19 protein-coding genes and 1 pseudogene are annotated in these 24,101 nt (G+C 50.1%); 8 read left to right on the forward strand and 12 right to left on the reverse strand.

All coding sequences use genetic code 11. The features are described 5' to 3' along the window. Nucleotides 1-82 precede the first annotated feature (82 nt). From ACK8NJ_RS22890 to yihU, 4 genes are all read right to left on the reverse strand, one after another. Nucleotides 83-1,516, reverse strand: coding sequence for an MFS transporter (locus tag ACK8NJ_RS22890; RefSeq protein ID WP_000078433.1), 1,434 nt, complete (start codon nt 1,514-1,516; stop codon nt 83-85). 69 nt (nt 1,517-1,585) lie between these two features. Further along, the gene (locus tag ACK8NJ_RS22895) at nt 1,586-2,596 is read right to left on the reverse strand and encodes a zinc-dependent alcohol dehydrogenase (protein ID WP_001600777.1); all 1,011 of its coding nucleotides are present in this window, start codon (nt 2,594-2,596) and stop codon (nt 1,586-1,588) included. Between the two features lie 32 nt (nt 2,597-2,628). Next, a complete protein-coding gene (locus tag ACK8NJ_RS22900; protein WP_000094544.1) occupies nt 2,629-3,516 on the reverse strand; it encodes an aldolase in 888 nt (295 codons plus the stop codon). Nucleotides 3,517-3,540: 24 nt separating this feature from the next. Next, nucleotides 3,541-4,419, reverse strand: a complete 879-nt coding sequence (yihU, locus tag ACK8NJ_RS22905) for a sulfolactaldehyde 3-reductase (protein WP_001306655.1) — start codon at nt 4,417-4,419, stop codon at nt 3,541-3,543. A gap of 172 nt (nt 4,420-4,591) precedes the next feature. Between yihU and ACK8NJ_RS22910 the strand changes: the two genes are divergently transcribed. Both ACK8NJ_RS22910 and ACK8NJ_RS22915 read left to right on the forward strand, forming a co-directional pair. Next, on the forward strand, nt 4,592-5,488 hold the full coding sequence (locus ACK8NJ_RS22910; RefSeq protein WP_097336548.1) for a sugar kinase: 897 nt from the start codon (nt 4,592-4,594) through the stop codon (nt 5,486-5,488). Between the two features lie 39 nt (nt 5,489-5,527). Continuing rightward, nucleotides 5,528-6,316, forward strand: a complete 789-nt coding sequence (locus tag ACK8NJ_RS22915; protein ID WP_000022286.1) for a DeoR/GlpR family DNA-binding transcription regulator — start codon at nt 5,528-5,530, stop codon at nt 6,314-6,316. A gap of 59 nt (nt 6,317-6,375) precedes the next feature. On the opposite strand, the gene ACK8NJ_RS22920 is transcribed toward ACK8NJ_RS22915, so the two are convergent. The 4 genes from ACK8NJ_RS22920 to typA all read right to left on the reverse strand — a co-directional run bounded on the left by ACK8NJ_RS22920 (nt 6,376) and on the right by typA (nt 11,481). Continuing rightward, nucleotides 6,376-7,641: an MFS transporter gene (locus ACK8NJ_RS22920; RefSeq protein ID WP_097336547.1), complete on the reverse strand. Its 1,266-nt coding sequence runs from the start codon at nt 7,639-7,641 to the stop codon at nt 6,376-6,378. Nucleotides 7,642-7,742: 101 nt separating this feature from the next. Further along, complete coding sequence (locus tag ACK8NJ_RS22925) at nt 7,743-8,723, reverse strand: sugar phosphate isomerase/epimerase family protein (protein ID WP_000256393.1); 981 nt, start codon at nt 8,721-8,723, stop codon at nt 7,743-7,745. A 7-nt stretch (nt 8,724-8,730) separates the two neighbouring features. Continuing rightward, the gene (locus tag ACK8NJ_RS22930) at nt 8,731-9,441 is read right to left on the reverse strand and encodes a GntR family transcriptional regulator (protein WP_000829798.1); all 711 of its coding nucleotides are present in this window, start codon (nt 9,439-9,441) and stop codon (nt 8,731-8,733) included. 216 nt (nt 9,442-9,657) lie between these two features. Next, nucleotides 9,658-11,481, reverse strand: coding sequence for a ribosome-dependent GTPase TypA (typA, locus tag ACK8NJ_RS22935; RefSeq protein ID WP_000570668.1), 1,824 nt, complete (start codon nt 11,479-11,481; stop codon nt 9,658-9,660). 372 nt (nt 11,482-11,853) lie between these two features. On the opposite strand from typA, the gene glnA reads away from it, so the two are divergent. From glnA to ACK8NJ_RS22955, 4 genes are all read left to right on the forward strand, one after another. After that, nucleotides 11,854-13,263: a glutamate--ammonia ligase gene (gene glnA / locus ACK8NJ_RS22940; protein ID WP_411962000.1), complete on the forward strand. Its 1,410-nt coding sequence runs from the start codon at nt 11,854-11,856 to the stop codon at nt 13,261-13,263. Nucleotides 13,264-13,436: 173 nt separating this feature from the next. Beyond that, on the forward strand, nt 13,437-14,486 hold the full coding sequence (gene glnL / locus ACK8NJ_RS22945) for a nitrogen regulation protein NR(II) (RefSeq protein ID WP_000190577.1): 1,050 nt from the start codon (nt 13,437-13,439) through the stop codon (nt 14,484-14,486). 11 nt (nt 14,487-14,497) lie between these two features. Beyond that, complete coding sequence (glnG, locus tag ACK8NJ_RS22950) at nt 14,498-15,907, forward strand: nitrogen regulation protein NR(I) (protein ID WP_001188777.1); 1,410 nt, start codon at nt 14,498-14,500, stop codon at nt 15,905-15,907. Nucleotides 15,908-16,018: 111 nt separating this feature from the next. Continuing rightward, on the forward strand, nt 16,019-16,129 hold the full coding sequence (locus tag ACK8NJ_RS22955; protein WP_000893994.1) for a YshB family small membrane protein: 111 nt from the start codon (nt 16,019-16,021) through the stop codon (nt 16,127-16,129). 189 nt (nt 16,130-16,318) lie between these two features. On the opposite strand, the gene hemN is transcribed toward ACK8NJ_RS22955, so the two are convergent. The 3 genes and pseudogenes from hemN to ACK8NJ_RS22970 form a co-directional block, all read right to left on the reverse strand. Continuing rightward, the gene (hemN, locus tag ACK8NJ_RS22960) at nt 16,319-17,692 is read right to left on the reverse strand and encodes an oxygen-independent coproporphyrinogen III oxidase (protein ID WP_001590951.1); all 1,374 of its coding nucleotides are present in this window, start codon (nt 17,690-17,692) and stop codon (nt 16,319-16,321) included. Between the two features lie 188 nt (nt 17,693-17,880). Further along, nucleotides 17,881-18,390: a Der GTPase-activating protein YihI gene (gene yihI, locus ACK8NJ_RS22965; protein ID WP_001295266.1), complete on the reverse strand. Its 510-nt coding sequence runs from the start codon at nt 18,388-18,390 to the stop codon at nt 17,881-17,883. Between the two features lie 118 nt (nt 18,391-18,508). Then, nucleotides 18,509-18,675, reverse strand: a pseudogene (locus ACK8NJ_RS22970) (hypothetical protein). A gap of 296 nt (nt 18,676-18,971) precedes the next feature. Here ACK8NJ_RS22970 and yihA point away from each other — a divergent pair. Next, nucleotides 18,972-19,604 carry a ribosome biogenesis GTP-binding protein YihA/YsxC gene (gene yihA / locus ACK8NJ_RS22975; protein ID WP_000183349.1) on the forward strand — a complete coding sequence of 211 codons (633 nt, stop codon included), beginning with the start codon at nt 18,972-18,974 and terminating at the stop codon, nt 19,602-19,604. A 381-nt stretch (nt 19,605-19,985) separates the two neighbouring features. Here the strand turns inward: yihA and polA are convergent, their stop codons facing one another. Then, complete coding sequence (polA, locus tag ACK8NJ_RS22980) at nt 19,986-22,772, reverse strand: DNA polymerase I (protein ID WP_085460052.1); 2,787 nt, start codon at nt 22,770-22,772, stop codon at nt 19,986-19,988. Nucleotides 22,773-23,135: 363 nt separating this feature from the next. Between polA and ACK8NJ_RS22985 the strand changes: the two genes are divergently transcribed. Next, on the forward strand, nt 23,136-24,068 hold the full coding sequence (locus ACK8NJ_RS22985) for an acyltransferase (RefSeq protein ID WP_085460051.1): 933 nt from the start codon (nt 23,136-23,138) through the stop codon (nt 24,066-24,068). Nucleotides 24,069-24,101: the final 33 nt, after the last annotated feature.

Genomic DNA, 24,101 nt, shown 5'->3' on the forward strand with positions numbered 1-24,101 from the left:
TAGGCGAGAAATCTGGGATACGAACCACTAAACGTGGGCAGTTTGAATTAATGCGCATCGGCTTAAGCCGATGCGCATTAAATTATTTCTTCAATTCAGCCAGAACCTCTGCGTCCTCAGCATCAACATTTGCACCCAGTGGTTCCCAATTAATCAATACACAGGTTAGGAATCCCAGGAATGGCACGATTGCCAACCAGTAAAACGCTTCAGTTTTCAACGCACCCCACAGCATCGGCCAGAAAATGAGTCCTGCAATTGCCCCTGTGCGCATAATAGCGCGGGCAAATCCGACCCCAGTAGGGCGAATAGCGGGAGGATAAGAGAGTGTGGCAATGGTCATGCCCAGCCCACCAGGACCCGCTGAATGGAAGAAAATAATTGATCCCAATAACCCTAAAGACAGCCAGGGATTAGTCGTTGCCAGTGCGCCTAACGACAGCAATGCTAAGGTCACAACAGCAAATCCATACATCGACTGTCGGCGAGTACCCAGTCGTTGGAGAATAAACGAGCCGATCATCCCACCTGTCACCCCACAAAGGGCATTCACGACGGCAGAACCGGTCAACGCGCCAGTAAGCCCGCCACTTATTATTCCCGCCAACGTAAGAGGAAGATAAACACCTACGGCGTTATATTGCCACGCCTGCATGGTTGCCACGACACAGCCAAGAATGGTGCGTTTGCGGTAACGATCATTAAATAAGATGCCATATCCACCACTGTATTTATTCTCTGCTTTTTCCGAGAATTTCGCTTCTGTTGTACCCGATGCCGCAACGCGAGCCTGAACACCATAACGTTTTCCCAGAATGTCGCACGCTTCCTGGTAACGCCCAACGCGTGCGGCCCACATTGCGGATTCACCAATAAAGAAGTAACGCAAAATCATGAAGATGACTGCAAAAATAGCTCCGATGAATATTCCGTAACGCCACAATTGTTCTTCAGCGATACCAGACAGAAGCAGCGGCAAAAGCACCAAATAAACAACGGTTGTCGAAACATACCAGGCCATTTGCCAGAGGTTGACCGACGTTCCGGTTTTCTTCGACGTTGAACCACGAAGCTCTGCCACGGCATTAGTTGCCAAAGGGAAGTCGATGCCTAAACCAAAGCCCATGATGACGCGGCACACCAGCACCCACCAGATACTGGGAGCAATAGCTACCGCTGCAGCACCGATGGTGCACAGCCCCATGCCAATAATAAATGCCCGCTTTTGCCCAAAGCGGTTTATTACTCGGTTCGCTAATAAACCGCCAATTAACGCGGCGATTAATACTGATGCATTGACGGTTGCAGCAAGACCCGGCGAAATGCCGAATTGAGCGGCAATGTATTTATTACCAAACCCCACCATCGCCGCCTGGTAGGCATCAATCAATATGCCGCCCAAAGCAATAAAAATAACGCCGATACTGGTGTTGATTGCAGAGTTCTTATTAACAATATCAATTACGTCCTGTGGCCGACTAATTGAATAAGTTGCAGGACTGGTGATTTGACTCATCGCAGTGTCCTTTTTAATTGTTGTAGGGTGGCGCTGACGTGACGCAGCGCCAGACAGAGATTTAGAAAATCATTCCGGCGCAAATTGCAGCATGACCTTTATGGAGTCATTTTGCTGCGCGCGTTCGAATGCCGCCGCTGCATCCTCAATGGCAAATAAATCGGTAACCAGTTCACTGGTATCAAACCGCCCATCCGCCAGCCATTCGATAACAGCATCGAAATCTTCAGGGATGTACATACCAGAGTTGAGCAAGTCACGCTCGAAACGTTGCATCATCGGTAATGGTATTTCACGCGGCCCACTTGGTACGCCCATGCACACGACGGTGCCTCCGGCATATACACGGGTACATGCATCGTTAAGCGTGGCCTGCGCTGCAACGACATCAATCGCCCCCGTAAATCGCACATCTGCGGCCAGCTCACCTGGTGCCCAAACTTCTGCTGCGCCCAGCTTTAACGCCAGCGCGCGTTTGGCAGCGTCAGGTTCAATCACGGTAATCTTACCTGCCCCCATAATGCGCAGTGCCTGCACGATGGATAAGCCTATCGTTCCGGCACCAATCACCAGTACGCTTTCCAGAGAAGCTTTCGGCATTCGGTTAACGCAGTGACGAGCACAAGCCGCTGGTTCGGCAAAGGCCAACACTTTTAGCGGTAAAGAGGCTGGTGCGACATGGCAATTACGCGCAGGAACAATGTGTTGTGAGCGAGCAAAGCCCGGTGCGCGAAAACCAGCAACCTGCGGTGGTTCACAAAGATTAAAACGTCCTGCTTTGCAGGCTCGGCATTCCATGCAAGCCATGATGGGATCGACCACAACATGATCGCCCGGCTGTACATTTTTAACGTCGTTGCCCACTTCCGTAACGCGCGCTGCAATTTCATGACCGGGGACGACAGGCGGTTTGGCAAACGGATGACCGCCTTTCAGAACATGCAAATCCGAACCGCATATCCCGTAGAACACGGGCGCAATCCGTACTTCGTGCGGTTTAAGTTGCTGGTGTGGTACTTCAACATATTGAGTGGTGACTTTCCCAATATCTGAAAATAAAACCTGGGTAATTTTATCCATTGTTATTCTCCAGAATCGATATCCATAGGGGATTAGCGTTGCGCGATACCTTCATCGACAATTTCAGCCAGCCGTTGCAAGCGTGGAACGGAGACATCGCGCAGCATGGTTTGTGGATCTTGTGCACCAACAACCGACGCCCAAACCGCTCGTCCAGCCAGGAAGCCCGACGCACCACCTTTCATGGCAATACTTACTGCACGGCCAAAAATATCGGCATCAACGCCAGAGGAAAGAATTACCCACGGCATCTTCATCTGATCGTTAAGTTGCTGACAGGCGGCAAGTAAGGTTTTTTCATCGCCTTTGCCCCCTAATGGCATCTCGGCTTTGTAAAGATCAGCTTCTGTTCCACCAAGCTCTGCGGCGGCGGCAACAATGGCGCTTTCACGATCAAAGTCCCAACCGCGACGAGGTGGACGCACCACAGGTTCAATAATGCTAACCAGCCCGGCACTACGGCAGCGACGAACAAATTTATCAACCATTGCCAGACGTTCCTCTGCGGGTTCATCTTCACGCCAGAGTACAAGTAATTTCATTGCCTTAGCCCCCATTTCACGGGCTTTATGCGGGTCGACGGACATATCTATTTCAACGCTATCAACCGGGATGCCATTACCTGGGATAAAAAGATCGGCAGCGACAATCAGGCCGCAAGAATTAGCCACAGCGCCCTGCTCGACTATTTGTTCAAGACAAAATTGTTTATCCGCCAGAACGGCAGAAGCATAAGGAGAAAGGATTCGGGTCGCGGCAACTTTAAAATCGGTGAGTACACTGTCGGCGATGGGTTTTGGCTGCCCTGCTGCCGCAAACATCAGGCGCATGGCCTCACGCTGATCGACAGCTAACATGGCGAATCCACCACCTGGGCGGGAGATATCTTTCAGCGTAAATGGGGTGAAGTGGGATGACATAGAAACTCCTGTTAATAGATAAAATTAAAGACCAGCCTGCTGGCGAACCTGATTTAGCAGGGCGCTCCAGTCCTGCCGCCCTTTGCCGTCTTGACTTGCTGCGGCGTAATAACTTTCTGCTGCAATCCCCATATTGAGCGGTGCCCCCGTCTCCCGAGCGACGTCAACTGCAATACGCAGATCTTTCAACGCCAGATCCACCATGAAGGCGGGTGAAAGATCGCCTTTCAGCACTTTGCCAGGCCAGGTGGTCGTAAAATGTCCTTTCCCTGCTGCCGTACCACTCATCACCTTAATTGCGACATCAAGATTTAATCCCAGTGACTCACATAACACAGCGGCCTCGGAGGACAGCGCATTAAGCGCAATGCTCATATAGTTGTTAATTAGCTTCACGCGGATCCCCATTCCTGGGCCGCCAGCCTCGACCAGCTCATTACCCATGCACATGAGAATCGGGCGTGCACGTGCAATCTGCTCATCAGTGCCACCCGCTAAAATCAGCAATGTGCCATCAATCGCATTCACGGACGTTCTGCCCACGGGAGCGTCCATCATACTGATGCCTTTTTCTTGTAACTCCCGTATTAATGCATCGGTCTGTAAGGGATGAATAGTCGACATATCAATCAATAACGCGTCAGATGAAACAGCCTCACAGACGCCTTTTTCCCCCAACAGAACCTGTCGAACAATGTCACCATTGGGAAGCATAGTGATGATAAATTCAGCGCCTGCTGCTGCTTCCGCTGGGGTTTGTGCCGCAGTGGCCCCCTGCGTAACTAGCACATCGACGGCCTGTGCATTGACATCAAATACCTGCAATGAATGCCCTTTTTGCAATAGATTGTTAGCCATTGGGCTACCCATCTGCCCCAGCCCGAGAAATGCAATGGTTGCCATGAATACTCTCCTGTCTGACATTGACAAAATAATGACAATTGAAAATTCGTTTTCGTCTGTTTTTGAGCATATTTGTAATTTATGTTCAAAAACACGACACGCATCACTAATTTGATCATTTGTGTCATTTAAATTGACCAAAGACGACAAAATTAAACAGGACAAGACAAATATGACCAGAATTGCATGCGTGGGTATCACAGTTCAGGACAGGATTTATTCTTTGCCCACTCTGCCGGAGGGCGGCGGGAAGTATCAGGCAAATCATTATCTTGAGATTGGTGGCGGCCCGGCAGCAACAGCCGCTGTTGCAATCGCAAAGCTTGGCGTGGAGGTTGATTTCATCGGTCGCGTCGGCGATGACAGTTGTGGAAATACCTTACTTGCAGAACTTGAGGGTTGGGGCGTCAATACCGCATTTTGCCGCCGATATCCTAACGCCCGTTCGTCGCAATCAGCGATCCTCGTTGATCAGCATGGCGAACGGATTATCGTTAATTATCCAAGTCCTGATCTCGGTACTGATGCCGAATGGTTAGAAGCGATCGATTTCTCTCGTTATGCTCTGATTCTGGCCGATGTTCGCTGGCATAGCGGTACTGAAAAAGCATTCTCGCTAGCGCGCCTTGCGGGTGTGACAACGCTTTTAGACGCCGATATGACACCGCAGGATATTTCTCCACTTGTCGCGCTTGCCGATCACGCAGTGTTCTCAACACCAGGGCTGAAACGCATGACTGGCCTGCAGTCACCTGAAGAAGGTTTGTTCCAGGCAACGACACAAACAGCAGGTAAAGTGTATGTTACGCTGGGTTCTGAAGGATCGTTGTGGATTGAAGATGGTCATTTGTGTCAACAGGAGGCATTTTCTGTCAATGTGGTTGATACCACTGGAGCAGGCGATGTTTTTCACGGCGCACTCGCGGTAGCGTTGGCAGAAAAAATGCCAACAAAAGAGGCTATTCGTTTTGCCAGTGCGGTTGCCGCGATGAAATGTACCCAGCCTGGCGGTCGGGCCGGCATTCCTAATCGTGAGCAAACCGAATCATTTTTGTCACTTTATGCGTAAAATGGTAAACATCTACCGAGGAGGGGCAAGGGAGTATTCATGAGTATCATCGAAGTGACAGGTAATCCACGCCATGACCAACTCGTTCATCTAATCGCAGAACGCGGTTATATGAATATTGAAGAACTGGCACAACTGCTGGATGTTTCAACGCAAACCGTGCGCCGGGATATCCGAAAACTCAGTGAGCAGGGCTTGATCACCCGTCATCATGGAGGGGCCGGGCGCGTCTCCAGCGTCATGAATACCGCTTTTGAGCAACGGGAACTTTCGCTCACCGCCGAGAAACGGGCGATCGCTGAGGCAGTCGCCGATTACCTTCCCGAACGCTGTACCGTCTTTATCACCATCGGTACAACCGTAGAAGCCGTTGCCAGGGCATTACTCAACCGGCGTGATTTACGCATTATCACTAATAGCCTGCGTGTGGCACAGATTCTTTATAAGAATCAGGATATTGAAGTGATGGTGCCGGGAGGCACTTTACGCGCTCATAACGGTGGGATTATCGGCCCAGGAGCCGTGGATTTTATTGAAGGCTTCCGCGCAGATTATTTAATCACCAGTATAGGTGCCATTGAACATGACGGCACCCTACTGGAATTTGATGTAAATGAAGCGTTAGTCGCGAGAACGATGATTAAACATGCGCGGAATACATTGTTAGTGGCCGATCATACGAAGTTTGCCGCGTCTGCTGCCGTTTCAATTGGCAATGCACGGAATGTCAGGGCTTTTTTTACTGATGCCCCGCCTCCCAATTCTTTCTGCCAGTTGTTAAGTGAAGAGAATGTTGAACTGGTGGTTGCCGAGCAAGAAGTATCCTGAAATTGAAACTTCGGTTGATACGGTTTTCGTTGGCCGGATTAAGCACATCCGGCCATTAATTAAGCTTCAGCCGCCAGCATCTCTTTCTTACGTTGGCTAATACGCTTAACCAGCATTACGGAAACCACCGCACCACAGAATGCGAAGCAGGCCATAATGCCAAACACGATTTTGTAGCCAATAATCCCCGGATTTAAATCCAGAATGTAGCCATACAGACTGAAGCAGAACATCGCCGGGGCGTAACCAATAAAGCTACCCAACGCCATCGCCGCGCCTGTTTTATTTTCAGCAATTTTTGCTTCGCCGATAGGTGCAAAAAATACGGCTCGCTGTGTAAAGACTATCGCGCCAAAGCCCAGCGTACATGCCATCCCTAAATATACCGGCATACTTTCGTGCGGCAGCATAATCAACAGTACGAGCGCAGCGGTACTGATGATAAAGGTGTAGCATAGATATTTACTCGGCGATTTCAGGATCTTATCTGAAATCATGCCACCAATCGGTCCACCAATCATTTTCAGACAGTATTGGTTAATGATGCCGTAACCCCCCACCAGCGCAACGGGCAATAGATAGATGTTTTTCAGGAATGGAATGAAGAATGTCAGGCCACAGTAAACCGCGTAAACGAAGAAGACGTTGAAAGCGATAAGCCAGATAGTTTTGTCTTTCAGCACCGAGGTCATACTGGTGTTTTTCGATGCTCCGTCTTCTTTTTTCACCTCAACGGACGGTGCCTCTTCTTTGTCATTCAGAACAAAGAAAATGATAATGCCTACGGCAATCACAATAAGGGAATAGAACCAGATGCCTGCTTTAAAACCCAATAAGCCACTGCCAAACCAGGTAAATACTGCCAACGCAGAAAATGCCACCACGGTATCGACAATGCCACGCCCTGTTTCGAAGAAGCCAAACAACCGACCTTGTTGTTCGCTATTGCCCAATCGACTTACCGACTTGAGCAAGACCGGCCAGTTCATCATGTCGCAAGTAACGCCAAATAGCGCCCAGACAAAGAGGATGCCCCAATACCCCGGCATTGTCGTCAAATAAACACCCAGTAATCCTGTCGCAATGAGTGAGAATGACATGGTGTATCTGCGCGGTAGTTTATCGGCAAAATAAATAGACAGAAAAAAGCCCACTGTCGTGACAAATGAGTTCACCGACATAGCATTACCAATTTGACCATTGGTCAAATGGAAATATTCCTGCATCGGGATATAAAACGCATCTTTCAGCGACGGTAATTTATAAATTGTACCGCCACACAATGTTAATAGACTAAATAACGCCCATTTCTTTTTCGTGAGCATAACATCCCCTAAGCGATTTTTAAAATCACTGTTTTAAAGGCAATAAGATACCGACCATTCATATCGAATGGTTTTATTAACTGCGTATGAGTTAAAACTTATTAGTGGTTCAGAAGATGGTTTGCCTCTTGTTTGATTTGTTGTAGTACGTTACGCACATGATTTATCTGATTAATTGCATCTTCTTTTTCTTTACGTAACCGCGCATCCAGTAAATGATTTTCTGGCAATGGTGTTTCACTCATCTGGCGATAAGGGATCCACGGATTATCATCTTCGTCTTCAAAGCGGAACGCCGGCGCATAGTAATCAACCTCTTCTTCCAGGCCATATGCCGTCACCTGCGGCTCATCATCACCCAGGCATATAAGGTGCGTTAACAACGCTTTGAACGGCATATCACCCTGACCTGAAATACAGGCTTTATGACCCAGGCCACCCTCTTCTTTAACGATCAAGGCATCTTTGATATGGACCTGGGTAATATGCGGTGCCATCGTTTTTAAAGCGTCGATGGGATGCTCATTTGCATTGATCATGTTCGCAAAATCAAACAGTAAGGAAAGAGATTCCATCTCACTTTCTTTGACCAGCGACACCAACTCATGGCTTTTTAAATCTTCATGCTGTTCGATCGTAAAAGTCAGGCCGCTGTCCTGATACGTTTCCCGTACATAGGCAATGTCGTTAGCGATGATCGATAATACGTCGCGCAAATTACCTTCATAACGTGGATAAAAACGTACGGACGATGCCCCAGTTTTCAACGCAATGGCGACGGCTTCGTCAATAGATGCCTTATCTGAAGCGCTGGTTTCAATATGAATATCAAGGTTCAGACGGCGGGCTTTATCCCCAAAGGCAGAGAGTTCTTTATCGTCCATATTACCAAGAGAAAAACGCTCACCATCCAGAACATGGATTTTGACGCCACGTAGATTATTTTCACTTGCGATATCAAGTAAATCAGCAGGCAACACTCTTTCCAGCCGCATATTTAAATGAAAGGCATAAGCATGTAAATAAAGAGGAAGAGTGTCGACACGTTGTAGAATCTTTCTTGCGTTATTTATTGTCACCATAAAACACCTACAGATTAATGATGAGGTCTACGGCCTCAAATCGCCAATATTCAATATCTATCTGGACAATATTGCCTTGCTGGTCGGCGCGATGCTTTTCAATTAAGATCGCTGGCATACCCGCAGAACCGCCAAGATACTTGCTGATATCGCCCGGCATTCTGACGGGTTTGAAAATCAATTTTTTTACTACCGTCTCTTTTTGGTAGCACTTTTCCCAGACTGCAGAAAATGAGTGGTTTTCAAGTTGTTCAATAAAACCCGGAGCAACTTCAGGATTAATATATGTTTCGTGATAGAAAACTTTATGTCCTTCCAGCGCCCCCCAGCCGGTGATGCGATAGAGTTCAGTTGATGGTGTCACTGCAATCAGTGGCGCGAGCGTCTCGGGAATATCGCTGGTACGGTTTTTCTCGGTAAACCCCCAGGAAGGCTCTCGTCCTTGCTCAATTGCGGCCCGCTGAAAGCTCGCTGACAGCTCCGGACTGTAATTAAATCGCGGCTGGGTCACGAACCACCCCTTACGATCCTTACGGAAGATTTTGGATTCTGCCTCGAGGTTCAACAACGCCTGGCGCAGCGTCATACGTTTAATGCCCAGCAGTTCTCCCAGCTCTCTTTCTGAAGGGAGTTTTCCACCCGGCGTGGTGATGCCATCTTTCAACCACCGATCCAGTTTCTCTTTTGCATTTTCTACGGTGGATTGATTCTCCGCCATTGTTTAATCCTTTTGGTTTAAACCAGATGAAGCATCTTACGCTTACGCCAAAAAAGAAAGCAATTAACGGTGTATGACTTTGCAGATAATTGTGACAAAGCTCTCTATTGACGTAATCACAGACTTATAAGGGAGATACTCGCATTGGTGTGCGCTCACGACAGGTAAAAAAAAACCTGCCAGCGATGGCAGGTTTTTTATGACTGAAAAGCGAAATTAATCGTCTTTCGGTGCGCGGTTGGCGCGACGACGATCGTTTTCCGTCAGGTGACGTTTACGAATACGGATAGAGGTCGGAGTCACTTCTACCAGTTCGTCATCATCGATGAACTCCAGAGCTTGTTCCAGAGTCATGCGGATAGGCGGAACCAGAACAACGGCTTCGTCAGTACCGGAAGCACGCATGTTGGTCAGTTTCTTACCGGTCAGGCAGTTTACCGTCAGGTCGTTAGAGCGGCTGTGAATACCGATAATCTGACCTTCGTAAACTTCTGCACCGTGACCGAGGAACAGCTTACCGCGATCCTGCAGACCGAACAGCGCGAACGCTACCGCTTTACCCTGACCGTTAGAGATCAGTACGCCGTTCTGACGCTGACCCACTTCACCCGGACGTACGTCGTCGTAGTGGCTGAAGGTGGAGTACAGCAGACCAGTACCGGAAGTCATGGTCATGAACTCAGAACGGAAGCCAATCAGACCACGGCTTGGGATCACGTAGTCGAGACGTACGCGGCCTTTACCGTCTGGATTCATGTTTTTCAGGTCGCCTTTACGTTCGCCCAGCGCCTGCATCACAGAACCCTGATGCTGTTCTTCAACGTCCAGCGTCACGTTTTCATACGGCTCTTGTTTACGACCGTCGATTTCACGGAAGATTACTTTCGGACGGGATACCGCCAGTTCGAAACCTTCACGACGCATGTTTTCGATCAGAACAGACAGGTGCAGTTCGCCACGACCAGAAACGCGGAACGCATCGGCGTCTTCGGTTTCTTCTACGCGCAGCGCAACGTTGTGTACCAGTTCTTTGTTCAGACGATCCAGGATCTGACGAGACGTTACGAACTTACCTTCTTTACCGCAGAACGGCGAGGTGTTAACGCAGAAGAACATAGAAACGGTCGGCTCATCAACGGAGAGTGCCGGCAGCGCTTCAACGTTTTGCGTGTCGCAAACGGTGTCAGAAATGTTCAGTTCGCCCAGGCCCGTGATCGCCACGATATCGCCAGCTTCCGCCAGATCGGTTTCGATACGTTCCAGACCGAGGTGGCCCAGCACTTTACCGACTTTCGCGTTACGGGTTTTGCCTTCGCTATCGATGATAGTGACCTGCTGGTTCGGCTTCACTTTACCGCGCTTGATGCGGCCAATGCCGATAACGCCAACATAGCTGTTGTAATCGAGCTGAGAAATCTGCATCTGGAACGGACCGTCAAGGTCAACGTCCGGCGCAGGAACGTGGTCAACAATCGCCTGATACAGCGGGGTCATGTCTTCCGCCATATCTTCGTGGTCCAGACCCGCGATACCGTTCAGCGCAGAAGCGTAAACGATCGGGAAGTCCAGCTGCTCGTCGGTCGCGTCGAGGTTAACGAACAGATCGAATACCTGATCCACAACCCAATCAGGACGCGCGCCAGGGCGGTCAACTTTGTTGATAACAACAATCGGCTTCAGGCCGTAAGCAAACGCTTTTTTGGTTACGAAGCGCGTTTGCGGCATCGGGCCGTCAAATGCGTCAACCACCAGCAGCACTGAGTCTACCATGGACATTACACGTTCAACTTCACCACCGAAGTCGGCGTGCCCCGGGGTATCAACGATGTTGATACGGTAATCATTCCATTTGATAGCGGTGTTTTTCGCGAGGATGGTAATCCCACGCTCTTTCTCCAAATCGTTGGAGTCCATCACGCGCTCTTGGGTTTCGGCACGAGAGTCGAACGTACCGGATTGTTGGAGCAGCTTGTCTACCAGGGTGGTTTTACCATGGTCTACGTGCGCGATGATGGCGATATTACGCAATTTTTCGATCACAACTTTGCCTCAGGCATTAGAAATAGCGCGTTATTGTACACGGATTAATCGCACTACAAAACAGGATCACAAACATCCTCCGCAAACAAGTATTGCAGAGTCCCTTTGTGATCGCTTTCACGGAGCATAAAAAGGGTTATCCAAAGGTCATTGCACCAATATGGTGCTTAATGTTTCCATTGAAGCACTATATTGGTGCAACATTCACATCATGGTGCAGCCCTTTTGCACGATGTTAAGCATGATAACGCCTTTTAGGGGCAATTTAAAAGTTGGCACAGATTTCGCTTTATCTTTTTTACGGCGACACGGCCAAAATAATTGCAGATTTCGTTACCACGACGACCATGACCAATCCAGGAGAGTTAAAGTATGTCCGCTGAACACGTACTGACGATGCTGAACGAGCACGAAGTGAAGTTTGTTGATTTGCGCTTCACCGATACCAAAGGTAAAGAACAGCACGTCACTATCCCTGCTCATCAGGTGAATGCTGAATTCTTCGAAGAAGGCAAAATGTTTGACGGCTCCTCGATTGGCGGCTGGAAAGGCATTAACGAATCCGACATGGTGCTGATGCCAGACGCATCCACCGCAGTGATTGACCCGTTCTTCGCCGATTCTACCCTGATTATCCGTTGCGACATCCTTGAACCTGGCACCCTGCAAGGCTATGACCGTGACCCGCGCTCCATCGCGAAACGCGCTGAAGATTACCTGCGTTCTACTGGCATTGCCGACACCGTACTGTTCGGGCCAGAACCTGAATTCTTCCTGTTCGATGACATCCGTTTCGGATCTTCTATCTCCGGTTCCCACGTTGCTATCGACGATATCGAAGGCGCATGGAACTCCTCCACCCAATACGAAGGTGGTAACAAAGGTCACCGTCCGGCAGTGAAAGGCGGTTACTTCCCGGTTCCGCCGGTAGACTCAGCTCAGGATATTCGTTCTGAAATGTGTCTGGTGATGGAACAGATGGGTCTGGTGGTTGAAGCCCATCACCACGAAGTAGCGACTGCTGGTCAGAACGAAGTGGCTACCCGCTTCAATACCATGACCAAAAAAGCTGACGAAATTCAGATCTACAAATATGTTGTGCACAACGTAGCGCACCGCTTCGGTAAAACTGCGACCTTTATGCCAAAACCGATGTTCGGTGATAACGGCTCCGGTATGCACTGCCACATGTCGCTGTCTAAAAACGGCGTCAACCTGTTCGCAGGCGACAAATACGCAGGTCTGTCTGAGCAGGCGCTGTACTATATTGGCGGCGTAATCAAACACGCGAAAGCGATTAATGCCCTGGCAAACCCGACCACCAACTCTTACAAGCGTCTGGTGCCGGGCTACGAAGCACCGGTAATGCTGGCTTACTCTGCGCGTAACCGTTCTGCGTCTATCCGTATTCCGGTGGTTTCTTCTCCGAAAGCACGTCGTATCGAAGTACGTTTCCCGGACCCGGCGGCTAACCCGTACCTGTGCTTTGCTGCCCTGCTGATGGCCGGTCTTGACGGTATCAAGAACAAGATCCATCCGGGCGAAGCGATGGACAAAAACCTGTATGACCTGCCGCCGGAAGAAGCGAAAGAGATCCCACAGGTTGCTGGTTCTCTGGAAGAAGCACTGAACGAACTGGATCTGGACCGCGAGTTCCTGAAAGCCGGTGGCGTGTTCACTGATGAAGCGATCGATGCGTACATCGCTCTGCGTCGCGAAGAAGATGACCGCGTGCATATGACTCCGCATCCGGTAGAGTTTGAGCTGTACTACAGCGTCTAATAGTTGAAGTTGTACTACCCGGCGCAACAACGCCGGGATTTAGTTGCCGTGGAAACTTTCAGCCCATCTCTGCATGGGCTTTTTTCTCCGTCAATTCTCTGATGCTTCGCGCTTTTTATCCGTAAAAAGCTATAATGCACTAAAATGGTGCAACCTGTTCAGGAGACTGCTTTATGGCAACAGGCACGCAGCCCGATGCTGGGCAGATCCTCAACTCGCTGATTAACAGTATTTTGTTAATTGATGACAATCTGGCGATCCATTACGCCAACCCCGCCGCGCAACAACTGCTCGCCCAAAGCTCCCGCAAATTGTTTGGTACGCCGTTACCGGAACTGTTGAGCTACTTCTCATTAAATATCGAGCTGATGCAAGAAAGTCTGGAGGCGGGGCAAGGTTTTACCGATAACGAAGTGACGCTGGTCATCGACGGGCGCTCGCATATCCTTTCTGTGACGGCCCAGCGTATGCCGGACGGCATGATCCTGCTGGAGATGGCACCGATGGATAACCAGCGCCGCTTAAGTCAGGAACAGCTACAGCACGCCCAGCAGGTTGCTGCCCGTGATTTAGTGCGCGGCCTGGCACATGAGATTAAAAATCCGCTTGGCGGTTTACGTGGCGCGGCGCAGCTGCTCAGCAAAGCATTACCTGACCCGTCACTACTTGAATATACCAAAGTGATTATCGAACAGGCGGACCGGCTGCGAAATCTGGTCGACCGTCTGTTGGGACCGCAGCTGCCCGGTACGCGCGTTACCGAAAGTATTCACAAAGTAGCTGAACGCGTGGTGACGCTGGTGTCGATGGAACTGCCGGACAACGTGCGGTTGATTCGTGATTACGACCCCAGCCTGCCGGAACTGGCGCACGACCCGGATCAAATTGAGCAAGTGCTCCTGAATATTGTGCGCAATGCGCTACAGGCGCTGGGGCCAGAGGGTGGTGAAATCATTCTGCGTACCCGCACAGCTTTCCAACTGACCTTACACGGCGAGCGTTATCGGCTGGCGGCGCGAATTGATGTGGAAGATAACGGGCCAGGTATTCCGCCTCATTTGCAGGATACACTGTTTTACCCGATGGTCAGCGGCCGCGAAGGTGGCACCGGGCTTGGCTTATCCATCGCCCGTAATTTGATTGATCAGCATTCAGGCAAAATTGAATTTACCAGTTGGCCAGGTCATACCGAGTTCTCGGTTTACCTGCCTATCAGGAAATAAAGGTGACGTTTATGCAACGAGGGATAGTCTGGGTAGTCGATGACGATAGTTCCATCCGTTGGGTGCTTGAACGTGCGCTCGCTGGAGCGGGTTTAACCTGTACAACATTTGAGAACGGCGCGGAGGTACTGGAGGCGCTGGCGAGCAAAACGCCGGATGTGCTGCTTTCAGATATCCGTATGCCGGGAATGGACGGGCTGGCGCTGCTCAAGCAGATTAAACAGCGCCATCCGATGCTTCCGGTCATCATTATGACCGCACATTCCGATCTGGATGCTGCCGTCAGCGCCTATCAACAAGGGGCGTTTGATTATCTGCCCAAACCGTTTGATATCGACGAAGCCGTCGCGCTGGTTGAGCGCGCCATCAGTCATTACCAGGAACAGCAGCAGCCGCGTAATGTTCAGCTTAACGGCCCAACGACCGATATCATCGGCGAAGCGCCAGCCATGCAGGACGTGTTCCGTATTATCGGTCGGCTTTCGCGTTCTTCTATTAGCGTGCTGATTAACGGCGAATCCGGCACCGGTAAAGAACTGGTCGCTCATGCCCTGCATCGCCACAGTCCGAGAGCCAAAGCGCCATTTATCGCGCTGAATATGGCGGCTATCCCGAAGGATTTGATCGAATCAGAACTGTTTGGTCACGAGAAAGGCGCGTTTACCGGCGCGAATACCATTCGTCAGGGGCGTTTTGAACAGGCCGATGGCGGCACGTTATTTCTCGACGAAATTGGTGATATGCCGCTGGATGTGCAGACGCGTTTGCTGCGCGTGCTGGCAGACGGTCAGTTTTATCGCGTTGGCGGCTATGCGCCGGTGAAAGTGGATGTGCGGATTATCGCTGCCACTCACCAGAATCTTGAACAGCGGGTGCAGGAAGGTAAGTTCCGTGAGGATCTGTTCCACCGCCTGAACGTCATCCGCGTTCATCTGCCGCCGCTGCGCGAACGTCGGGAAGATATTCCCCGTCTGGCACGCCATTTTTTACAGGTTGCCGCGCGCGAACTGGGAGTAGAAGCGAAGTTACTGCATCCGGAAACCGAAGCCGCGCTGACGCGTCTGGCGTGGCCAGGCAACGTGCGCCAGCTGGAAAACACCTGCCGCTGGCTAACGGTAATGGCTGCCGGACAGGAAGTGTTGATTCAGGATTTGCCTGGCGAACTGTTTGAATCAACGGTTGCGGAGAGTACTTCGCAAATGCAACCGGACAGTTGGGCGACGCTGTTAGCGCAGTGGGCAGACAGGGCGCTGCGTTCCGGTCATCAAAATCTGCTTTCCGAAGCGCAGCCTGAGCTGGAGCGGACGTTACTGACCACCGCGCTGCGACATACGCAGGGGCATAAACAGGAAGCGGCGCGGCTACTCGGCTGGGGGCGTAACACTCTGACGCGGAAGTTAAAAGAGCTGGGGATGGAGTGATTCACGGCTTGTGTGTAAAGATTGATTATTGAGCGCAAATTGCTGGTATTTTGCGCTTTACTGTTCCGATAAGTTCAGTATGATCTTGCCCGGAAAACGGGGAGAGTCATTATGCTGGAATCAATAATTAATCTGGTATCGAGTGGCGCAGTTGACAGCCACACACCGCAAACTGCTGTTGCTGCCGTGCTGTGTGCCGCGATGATTGGGCTGTTTAGCTGAGTTTCAGATTGCTGATGAAGTGCTCTTTGTTCATGCCGGATGCGGCGTGAACGCCTTATCCGGCCTACAAAAGCAATATTTTCAACAGGTTTTGTAGGCCTGATAAGCGTAGCGCATCAGGCAATCTTGTTCTCAGCACATTGATGGCGCTTTCGTTTTCTACTTTGTAAACGAAGCGCCATTCACTATTTAAATCACCCGTGAGAACTGCTGCATCCGCGCTTTCTGGCGCAGATAGGTATCAAAGCACATGCAAATGTTGCGGATCAGCAAGCGACCTTTCGCCGTCACCTGTATTCCCTTCTCATCCACATCCACCAGTCCGTCTTTTGCTAATGGGGCGAGCAACTTGAGATCTTCCGCAAAGTAATCAGCGAAGTGCAAATCCCACTGTTGCTCAATAGGGGCGTAATCCAGACGGAAGTTGCAGATGAGCGACTTAATCACATCGCGGCGAATACAGTCATCACGCGTTAGCGCAATACCACGCCACAGCGCATTGCCTTGTTCATCCACTTGCTGATAGTAGTGCTTCAACTCTTTCTGGTTCTGCGCGTAGCAGTCGCCAATCATGCTGATGGCGGAAACGCCCATCCCCAGCAGATCGGTATCGCCCTGAGTGGTGTAGCCCTGGAAGTTACGATGCAGCACGCCTTCACGCTGGGCCACCGCCAGCTCGTCATCCGGACGGGCAAAGTGATCCATACCGATAAACTGATAGCCCGATTGCGTCAGGAAGGCGATGGTTTCCTGCAGGATATCGAGTTTTTGCTGCGGACTCGGCAGGTCAGCATCTTTGATTTTGCGCTGAGCAGCAAAAATGGTCGGCAGATGCGCGTAGTTAAAGACACTCAGACGATCGGGGTTCAGCTCCGCCACGCGTTTCAGGGTAAAAGCGAAACTCTCCGGCGTCTGTTTCGGCAGGCCGTAAATCAGGTCGATGTTGGTGGAGGTAAAACCAATCTCACGCGCATGGTTAAGCAGTGCAAAGATGAACTCTTCATCCTGCTCGCGGTTAACCAGACGTTGCACTTCTTTGTTGAAGTCCTGCACGCCCATGCTCAGGCGATTAAAGCCCTCGGCGCGTAAATGATCGAGTACATCCAGTTCGATTTCGCGCGGATCGACTTCGATCGAAATCTCCGCATCGGCATTGAACTGGAAGTTTTCGCGCAGCAGCTTCATCAGACGGCTGATTTGCGCTTTGTTCAGATACGTCGGCGTACCACCGCCCCAGTGCAGCTGGCTCACCTTGCGCCCGGCAAAAAGCGGTGCACGATGGACGATTTCTTGCTCCAGCGCGTCCAGATACTGATCGGCCTTGTGCTGCTGGCGAGTAACAATCTTATTGCAACCGCAGAAGTAACAAAGCTTATGGCAGAACGGAATATGTACGTAGAGAGATAATGGACGCTCAGGATAGCGCGCCACGGCTTGTAAAAACGCCTGTTCGCCGAAGTCTTCTGAAAACTCCAGCGCGGTCGGGTACGAGGTGTATCGTGGCCCGGAATAGTTATATTTCTGGATCAGGGCCAGATCCCAGTCGATTTGCTGTACAGACATGCTCACTCCTTCCGATGGCGTCTCTGGCGGCTACGGCGTACCGGCGGATGCCCGTTTCGGGTCATCAGCCGGTTGCGCAGCCACTTTTGTCGCCGCGACAACCGCTGTAGTTTAACGAATAACCACACCAGATAACATATAACCGGAAGGGTTATCAGCAGAACGGGAAGGCCCACGGCGGCAATCCGTTAGTTGCCCCGCAGCAGACGCATCATGTCTTCTTGCTTCTCGTCTTCTTCCTCTTCTTCGTCATCGTCATAAGAGAGGCCGAGTTTCTGCATCAACTCATCAATACGATCCAGTTTGGCATCCACCCAGGATTGCTCTTCGGCGCTCAGGGTTTCGCCTGCTTCCAGACGTTCCAGCAGCGCATCCAGACGCTCATCCGTTTCCAGTAACTCCAACTCCGCCTGCGGTGAAAGCATAGGTTTCTCACTCTTCGGTTTGTGCTGTTTGGTGACTTTTTCAGTCACGCCCAATGGAATAGGGGTTTTACTGCCAATACGTGGATCTTTCGGTGCGTTCTGGCCTTTACTGCCTGACGTGGTGTTACCGCCCGCTGCGCGGCTGCCCGGCGCATGACCACGACGTTTTTTCTGACGCTTACGGTCACGAGCTTCCTGATCCAGCTCCTCGCGTGTTTTTCGACGCGCTTTTGCATGACCTTTGCTGCGTGAGTTTGAAGATGATGGTTTCATAATGGTTCGTCTTTTAGCCGTTTTATTCAGTATAGATTTGCGGCGGAATCTAACAGAAAGCAAGCAAAGAAAAAAGGCGACAGATTACTCTGTCGCCTTTTTTCCTGACTCATAACCCTTAACGGGTCTTACAATCCTTGCAGGCCGCCAACACACCCTGTTTTTCCATTAGCCGGAACAATCCGTGTTGATTCCATTTCCGTTTAATTACGTCTCCGGACGTTTGTCTTCCTGACAATCCTCTGTCTTCGCCTCCTGGCGCTCCTGACCCTCATCCTGAGTCATTGTTCCTGTTAGCGTCCTCGCTCTATGGGTGCTACTTTACGCCTTTGCTTTAAACAAACAATCAACCGCCATCAGTATTTGCACATTTTCAGAGTTTTATATAAAAGCAATTAACTGATTTATATAGCTTATTTGACATGCATCGCAGAATTTTCTCTGCTATTTCGCATAAAGACTATCGGCAATGTCTCACAAAGCGTATGGCTTTTACTTACAACGCTCACGCCGAAAAATCCGCCTTTTATTATGGTTCAGGTATAATCGCCGCAAAGCTTTGACTGACGGAGACGACCGCTTTGACTAATTTGAATTATCAACAGACGCATTTTGTGATGAGTGCGCCTGATATTCGCCACCTACCTTCCGATACCGGAATTGAAGTGGCTTTTGCAGGCCGTTCCAACGCAGGTAAATCCAGCGCGCTGAACACGCTGACTAACCAGAAAAGCCTGGCGCGGACCTCAAAAACCCCAGGGCGCACCCAGCTTATCAACCTGTTTGAAGTGGCTGATGGCAAGCGTCTGGTTGACTTGCCTGGGTACGGTTATGCGGAAGTCCCGGAAGAGATGAAGCGCAAATGGCAGCGCGCGCTCGGCGAGTACCTCGAAAAACGTCAGAGCCTGCAAGGTCTGGTGGTGCTAATGGATATTCGCCATCCGCTGAAAGATTTGGATCAACAGATGATTGAGTGGGCGGTAGACAGCAATATCGCCGTGCTGGTGCTGCTGACCAAAGCGGACAAACTGGCAAGCGGCGCACGTAAAGCGCAATTGAATATGGTGCGTGAAGCGGTGCTGGCGTTTAACGGTGATGTGCAGGTTGAAACGTTCTCTTCACTGAAGAAACAAGGCGTGGACAAGCTGCGGCAGAAACTGGATACCTGGTTTAGCGAGATGCAGCCTGTAGAAGAAACGCAGGACGGCGAATAATTTTCTTGCCTTAATGCTTGTGCCGGATGTGGCGTATCCGGCCCGTAAATTCAATAGATTACACTTCTACCGTTGGCCTGATAAACAGGGCGCATCAGGCATTACGGATCTTTTCTTTCGCCCAATAAAAAACGCCCCAGTCATTACTGACTGGGGCGGCTAAAATATTCAGCCAAATCCGATTACGTGAAGTAAAAGGTCTGAAAGATAGAACATCTTACCTCTGTACCCTACGCGACTAACTTTACTCTTTTTTGTTCAGTTCAGAAAGCATTTTTTGTAATTTTTTTTCAGTTGTTGCATAGGAATTTCTAATAGCCATCACAAAACGTGACAGCTTATGTTGCTTACTTACGAAAAAAGGGCATGTTCAGGCGAATCTTAGTGCGCCTGATCCCAGTTTTCGCCACTCCCCACTTCCACCAGCAACGGCACATCCAGACGGGTACAGTTTTCCATCAGTTGATGAATCTGCTTCGCGACGGCATCGACATCATCTTTATGAACTTCAAATACCAGTTCATCGTGTACCTGCATGATCATACGCACACGCGGTTGCTCAGCCTGTAGCCACGTATCAACGGCAATCATTGCCCGTTTGATAATGTCGGCGGCGGTTCCCTGCATTGGCGCGTTAATGGCTGCACGTTCAGCCGCTGCACGACGAGCACCATTGCTGGATTTGATATCCGGCAGATACAGACGGCGTCCGTCCAGCGTTTCAACGTAGCCCTGCTCTTTCGCCTGAGCACGGGTGCGTTCCATATACTCCAGCACGCCAGGGTAGCGTTCGAAGTAAAGGTCCATGTACTTCTGCGCTTCTTTACGTGGAATGTTCAATTGCCGCGCCAGACCGAAAGCACTCATGCCATAAATCAGACCAAAGTTGATCGCTTTCGCGCTACGGCGTTGCTCGCTGGTGACGGTTTCCAGTGGCAAACCAAACACTTCTGCCGCCGTTGCCCGGTGGATATCTTTTCCTTCCGCGAATGCGGTCAGCAAGCCTTTGTCACGCGAGAGATGCGCCATAATGCGCAGTTCAATCTGCGAGTAGTCCGCTGAGACAATCACATAATCCTCTGGCGCAATAAACGCCTGGCGGATACGACGACCTTCTTCGTTACGCACCGGAATGTTTTGCAGGTTAGGATCGGTTGACGATAAACGTCCCGTTGCAGTTACTGCCTGGTGATAAGAGGTATGCACACGCCCGGTTTTCGGGTTGATCATCAGCGGCAGCTTGTCGGTGTAAGTCGATTTCAGCTTCGCCAGACCACGATACTCCAGAATCACTTTTGGCAACGGATAGTCCAGCGCCAGTTCTTCCAGTACCTCTTCCGACGTTGACGGCGCGCCACCTGGCGTTTTCTTCAGCGGTTTAATGCCCTGTTTTTCAAACAGAATGGTTTGTAACTGCTTGGTGGAAGAAAGGTTAAACTCCTCACCTGCAATTTCATGCGCTTTCTTTTCCAGCTCAGCCAGACGAAGAGTGAGCTCTTCAGAATGATTGTGCAGCACTTTCGGATCGATCTTCACACCGTTACGTTCAATGCGTGAAAGCACCGGCACTAGCGGCATTTCGATATTCTCGAAGACGTTCAACGGCCCTTTGTGTTTTTGCAGATCCGGCCACATTTTCAGATGCAGCTGCAAGGTGACATCTGCATCTTCGGCGGCGTAACGTCCGGCCTCTTCCAGGGCAATCTGGTTAAAGGTCAGTTGATTTTTACCTTTACCAGCAATCTCTTCAAAAGTGATGGTTTTATGCTTCAACCAACGTTCCGCGAGGCTGTCCATATCGTGGCGACCGGCAACGCTGTTGAGAATGTAGGACTCCAGCATGGTATCAAATGCAATCCCCCGCAGTTCAATGCCGTAGTTCGCCAGAATACCGCGATCGTATTTCAGGTTTTGCCCGACCTTCAGCGCCTTTTCATCTTCCAGCAGCGGTTTTAGCAACTCGAGTGCACGCTCGCGAGAGATTTGATCGGGCGCATCAAGATAATCATGAGCAACCGGAATATATGCCGCTACGCCTGGCTCGATAGCAAAAGAAAGCCCGACCAGGTTAGCAGAGATGTTATCAAGGCTGTCGGTTTCGGTATCAAATGCAAATACCGGCGCTTTTTCCAGCTTCGCAATCCACGCTTTCAGTGTTTCTTCATCAAGGATGGTGACGTAGTTGTCATAAGAAATCACCGTTGCCGTCACTTCTGATGCTTCGTCTGCAACACTGGTTTCCTGTGACTTCGCGGCTGGTTTTGCCCCTTTGGCCTGTAACCATTTGCCCGCTTCGACATCAGCAGTCCAGCGTTTGAACTCATACTTTTTGAACAGCCCCAACAACTCTTCCGCCGCCGGTTGCTGCACTTCCAGTTGTTCACAGGTCAGCTCCAGTTCAACGTCGGTTTTAATCGTCGCCAGCTGGTATGAGAGATAAGCAACTTCTTTGTTTTGCTCGAGCTTCGCTGCCATTGTTTTCGCGCCACGGAAGCTCAACCCAGCAATTTTTTCTGGCTCGGCATACAGCGTATCCAGTCCGCCAAGACCTTGCAGCAATGCCTGTGCGGTTTTTTCACCGACGCCCGGTACGCCTGGAATGTTATCAGAGGAGTCACCCATCAGCGCCAGGAAGTCGATGATCAATTCTGGCGGCACGCCGTACTTATTCACCACCTCTTCCGGTCCGAGGATGGTATTCGTCATAGTGTTGATAAGCGTAATATTTGGCGTCACCAGCTGCGCCATATCTTTATCGCCAGTGCTGATCAGCACCGGACGCCCGGCTTTTTCGGCTTCGCGCGCCAGAGTACCGATAACGTCGTCCGCTTCTACGCCAGAAACCGCCAGCAGCGGCAGTCCCATCGCTTTAACCATCGCGTGCAAGGGTTCGATTTGTGCACGCAGATCGTCCGGCATTGGCGGGCGATGTGATTTGTAATGTTCAAACAGTTCATCACGAAAGGTTTTTCCCTTGGCGTCAAAGACCACCGCTGCATGCGTCGGTTTATATTGCATGATCAGACTGCGCAGCATGTTGAGGACACCATACATCGCACCGGTCGGCTCGCCTGCGCTGTTAGTCAGCGGGGGAAACGCGTGATATGCGCGATAAAGATAAGATGAACCATCTACAAGGATAAGTGGATTTTGGGGGATCTGAACCATAATGTCCGTGCCTGTTTATCAGATTATGGGTAAAGGATGCCACAGACAGGATGAAAACATGAGTTTTTCACCGCTTTTCGTGAAAATCTTTTGTAGATCTTCTGGATCGCTCGCAAATCGTCATGTGGATAACTTTGTGCATAAATTATTTACATCGCTTTTAATTTATTATCATGCTTTTTACAGCATGATGTTTGTCTTTGTTTTTCATGAAGTTAAAAATAAGACCATCCCTAATAATTGAGATAATGGGATTTTTTCTAATGTGGATAGATATGAATTATTTTTCTCCTTAAGGATCATCCGTTATTTGGGTCGTTTTCTGCTAAAATCTGCGCCTTGCGCTTCTTTAGCGCACTGTCTATGGCTAACTTTTTGAATAAATTCATTATGACGAGAATACTCGCTGCGATAACCCTTTTGCTGAGTATCGTATTGACCATTTTGGTCACTATTTTTTGCTCCGTCCCGATCATCATTGCCGGGATTGTAAAACTATTGCTTCCTGTGCCAGTCATTTGGCGAAAGGTTTCGCGTTTTTGTGATTTTATGATGTATTGCTGGTGCGAAGGTCTGGCGGTATTACTGCATCTGAACCCACACCTGCAATGGGAAGTTCACGGGCTGGAAGGGTTAAGTAAGAAGAACTGGTATCTACTTATTTGTAACCACCGTAGTTGGGCAGATATTGTCGTACTGTGCGTGCTGTTTCGTAAGCACATTCCGATGAATAAATATTTCCTCAAGCAGCAGCTGGCCTGGGTGCCTTTTCTTGGCCTGGCGTGCTGGGCGCTGGATATGCCGTTTATGAAGCGTTATTCCCGCGCTTATTTATTACGTCATCCGGAGCGACGTGGTAAAGATGTCGAAACCACTCGGCGTTCTTGTGAAAAGTTTCGCCTGCATCCCACCACCATTGTCAATTTCGTTGAAGGCTCCCGTTTCACGCAAGAAAAACATCTGCAAACCCACTCCACTTTTCAAAACTTGTTGCCACCAAAGGCGGCAGGCATTGCGATGGCGCTAAATGTACTGGGTAAACAATTCGATAAACTGCTTAATGTTACGCTGTGTTATCCGGACAATAACCGTCAGCCGTTCTTCGATATGTTAAGCGGTAAACTGACGCGAATTGTCGTACATGTGGATTTGCAGCCTATTGCCGATGAGTTACATGGCGACTACATCAATGACAAAAGCTTTAAGCGCCATTTTCAGCAATGGCTGAACTCACTGTGGCAGGAAAAAGACCGACTTCTGACGTCGTTGATGTCATCACAGCGTCAGAATAAGTAAGTTTTACTCGCCTCTGAATGAGCAGAGGCGAGT

It is taken from the genome of Escherichia sp. F1 (assembly GCF_046764225.1).
In the GTDB taxonomy this organism is placed as follows: Bacteria; Pseudomonadota; Gammaproteobacteria; order Enterobacterales; family Enterobacteriaceae; genus Escherichia; species Escherichia coli.

Coding starts and splice junctions, on each gene's coding strand:
- ACK8NJ_RS22890 (WP_000078433.1), bottom strand. CDS start 1,516: ATGAGTCAAATCACCAGTCCTGCAACTTATTCAATTAGTCGGCCACAG.
- ACK8NJ_RS22895 (WP_001600777.1), bottom strand. CDS start 2,596: ATGGATAAAATTACCCAGGTTTTATTTTCAGATATTGGGAAAGTCACC.
- ACK8NJ_RS22900 (WP_000094544.1), bottom strand. CDS start 3,516: ATGTCATCCCACTTCACCCCATTTACGCTGAAAGATATCTCCCGCCCA.
- yihU (WP_001306655.1), bottom strand. CDS start 4,419: ATGGCAACCATTGCATTTCTCGGGCTGGGGCAGATGGGTAGCCCAATG.
- ACK8NJ_RS22910 (WP_097336548.1), top strand. CDS start 4,592: ATGACCAGAATTGCATGCGTGGGTATCACAGTTCAGGACAGGATTTAT.
- ACK8NJ_RS22915 (WP_000022286.1), top strand. CDS start 5,528: ATGAGTATCATCGAAGTGACAGGTAATCCACGCCATGACCAACTCGTT.
- ACK8NJ_RS22920 (WP_097336547.1), bottom strand. CDS start 7,641: ATGCTCACGAAAAAGAAATGGGCGTTATTTAGTCTATTAACATTGTGT.
- ACK8NJ_RS22925 (WP_000256393.1), bottom strand. CDS start 8,723: ATGGTGACAATAAATAACGCAAGAAAGATTCTACAACGTGTCGACACT.
- ACK8NJ_RS22930 (WP_000829798.1), bottom strand. CDS start 9,441: ATGGCGGAGAATCAATCCACCGTAGAAAATGCAAAAGAGAAACTGGAT.
- glnA (WP_411962000.1), top strand. CDS start 11,854: ATGTCCGCTGAACACGTACTGACGATGCTGAACGAGCACGAAGTGAAG.
- glnL (WP_000190577.1), top strand. CDS start 13,437: ATGGCAACAGGCACGCAGCCCGATGCTGGGCAGATCCTCAACTCGCTG.
- glnG (WP_001188777.1), top strand. CDS start 14,498: ATGCAACGAGGGATAGTCTGGGTAGTCGATGACGATAGTTCCATCCGT.
- ACK8NJ_RS22955 (WP_000893994.1), top strand. CDS start 16,019: ATGCTGGAATCAATAATTAATCTGGTATCGAGTGGCGCAGTTGACAGC.
- hemN (WP_001590951.1), bottom strand. CDS start 17,692: ATGTCTGTACAGCAAATCGACTGGGATCTGGCCCTGATCCAGAAATAT.
- yihI (WP_001295266.1), bottom strand. CDS start 18,390: ATGAAACCATCATCTTCAAACTCACGCAGCAAAGGTCATGCAAAAGCG.
- polA (WP_085460052.1), bottom strand. CDS start 22,772: ATGGTTCAGATCCCCCAAAATCCACTTATCCTTGTAGATGGTTCATCT.
- ACK8NJ_RS22985 (WP_085460051.1), top strand. CDS start 23,136: ATGGCTAACTTTTTGAATAAATTCATTATGACGAGAATACTCGCTGCG.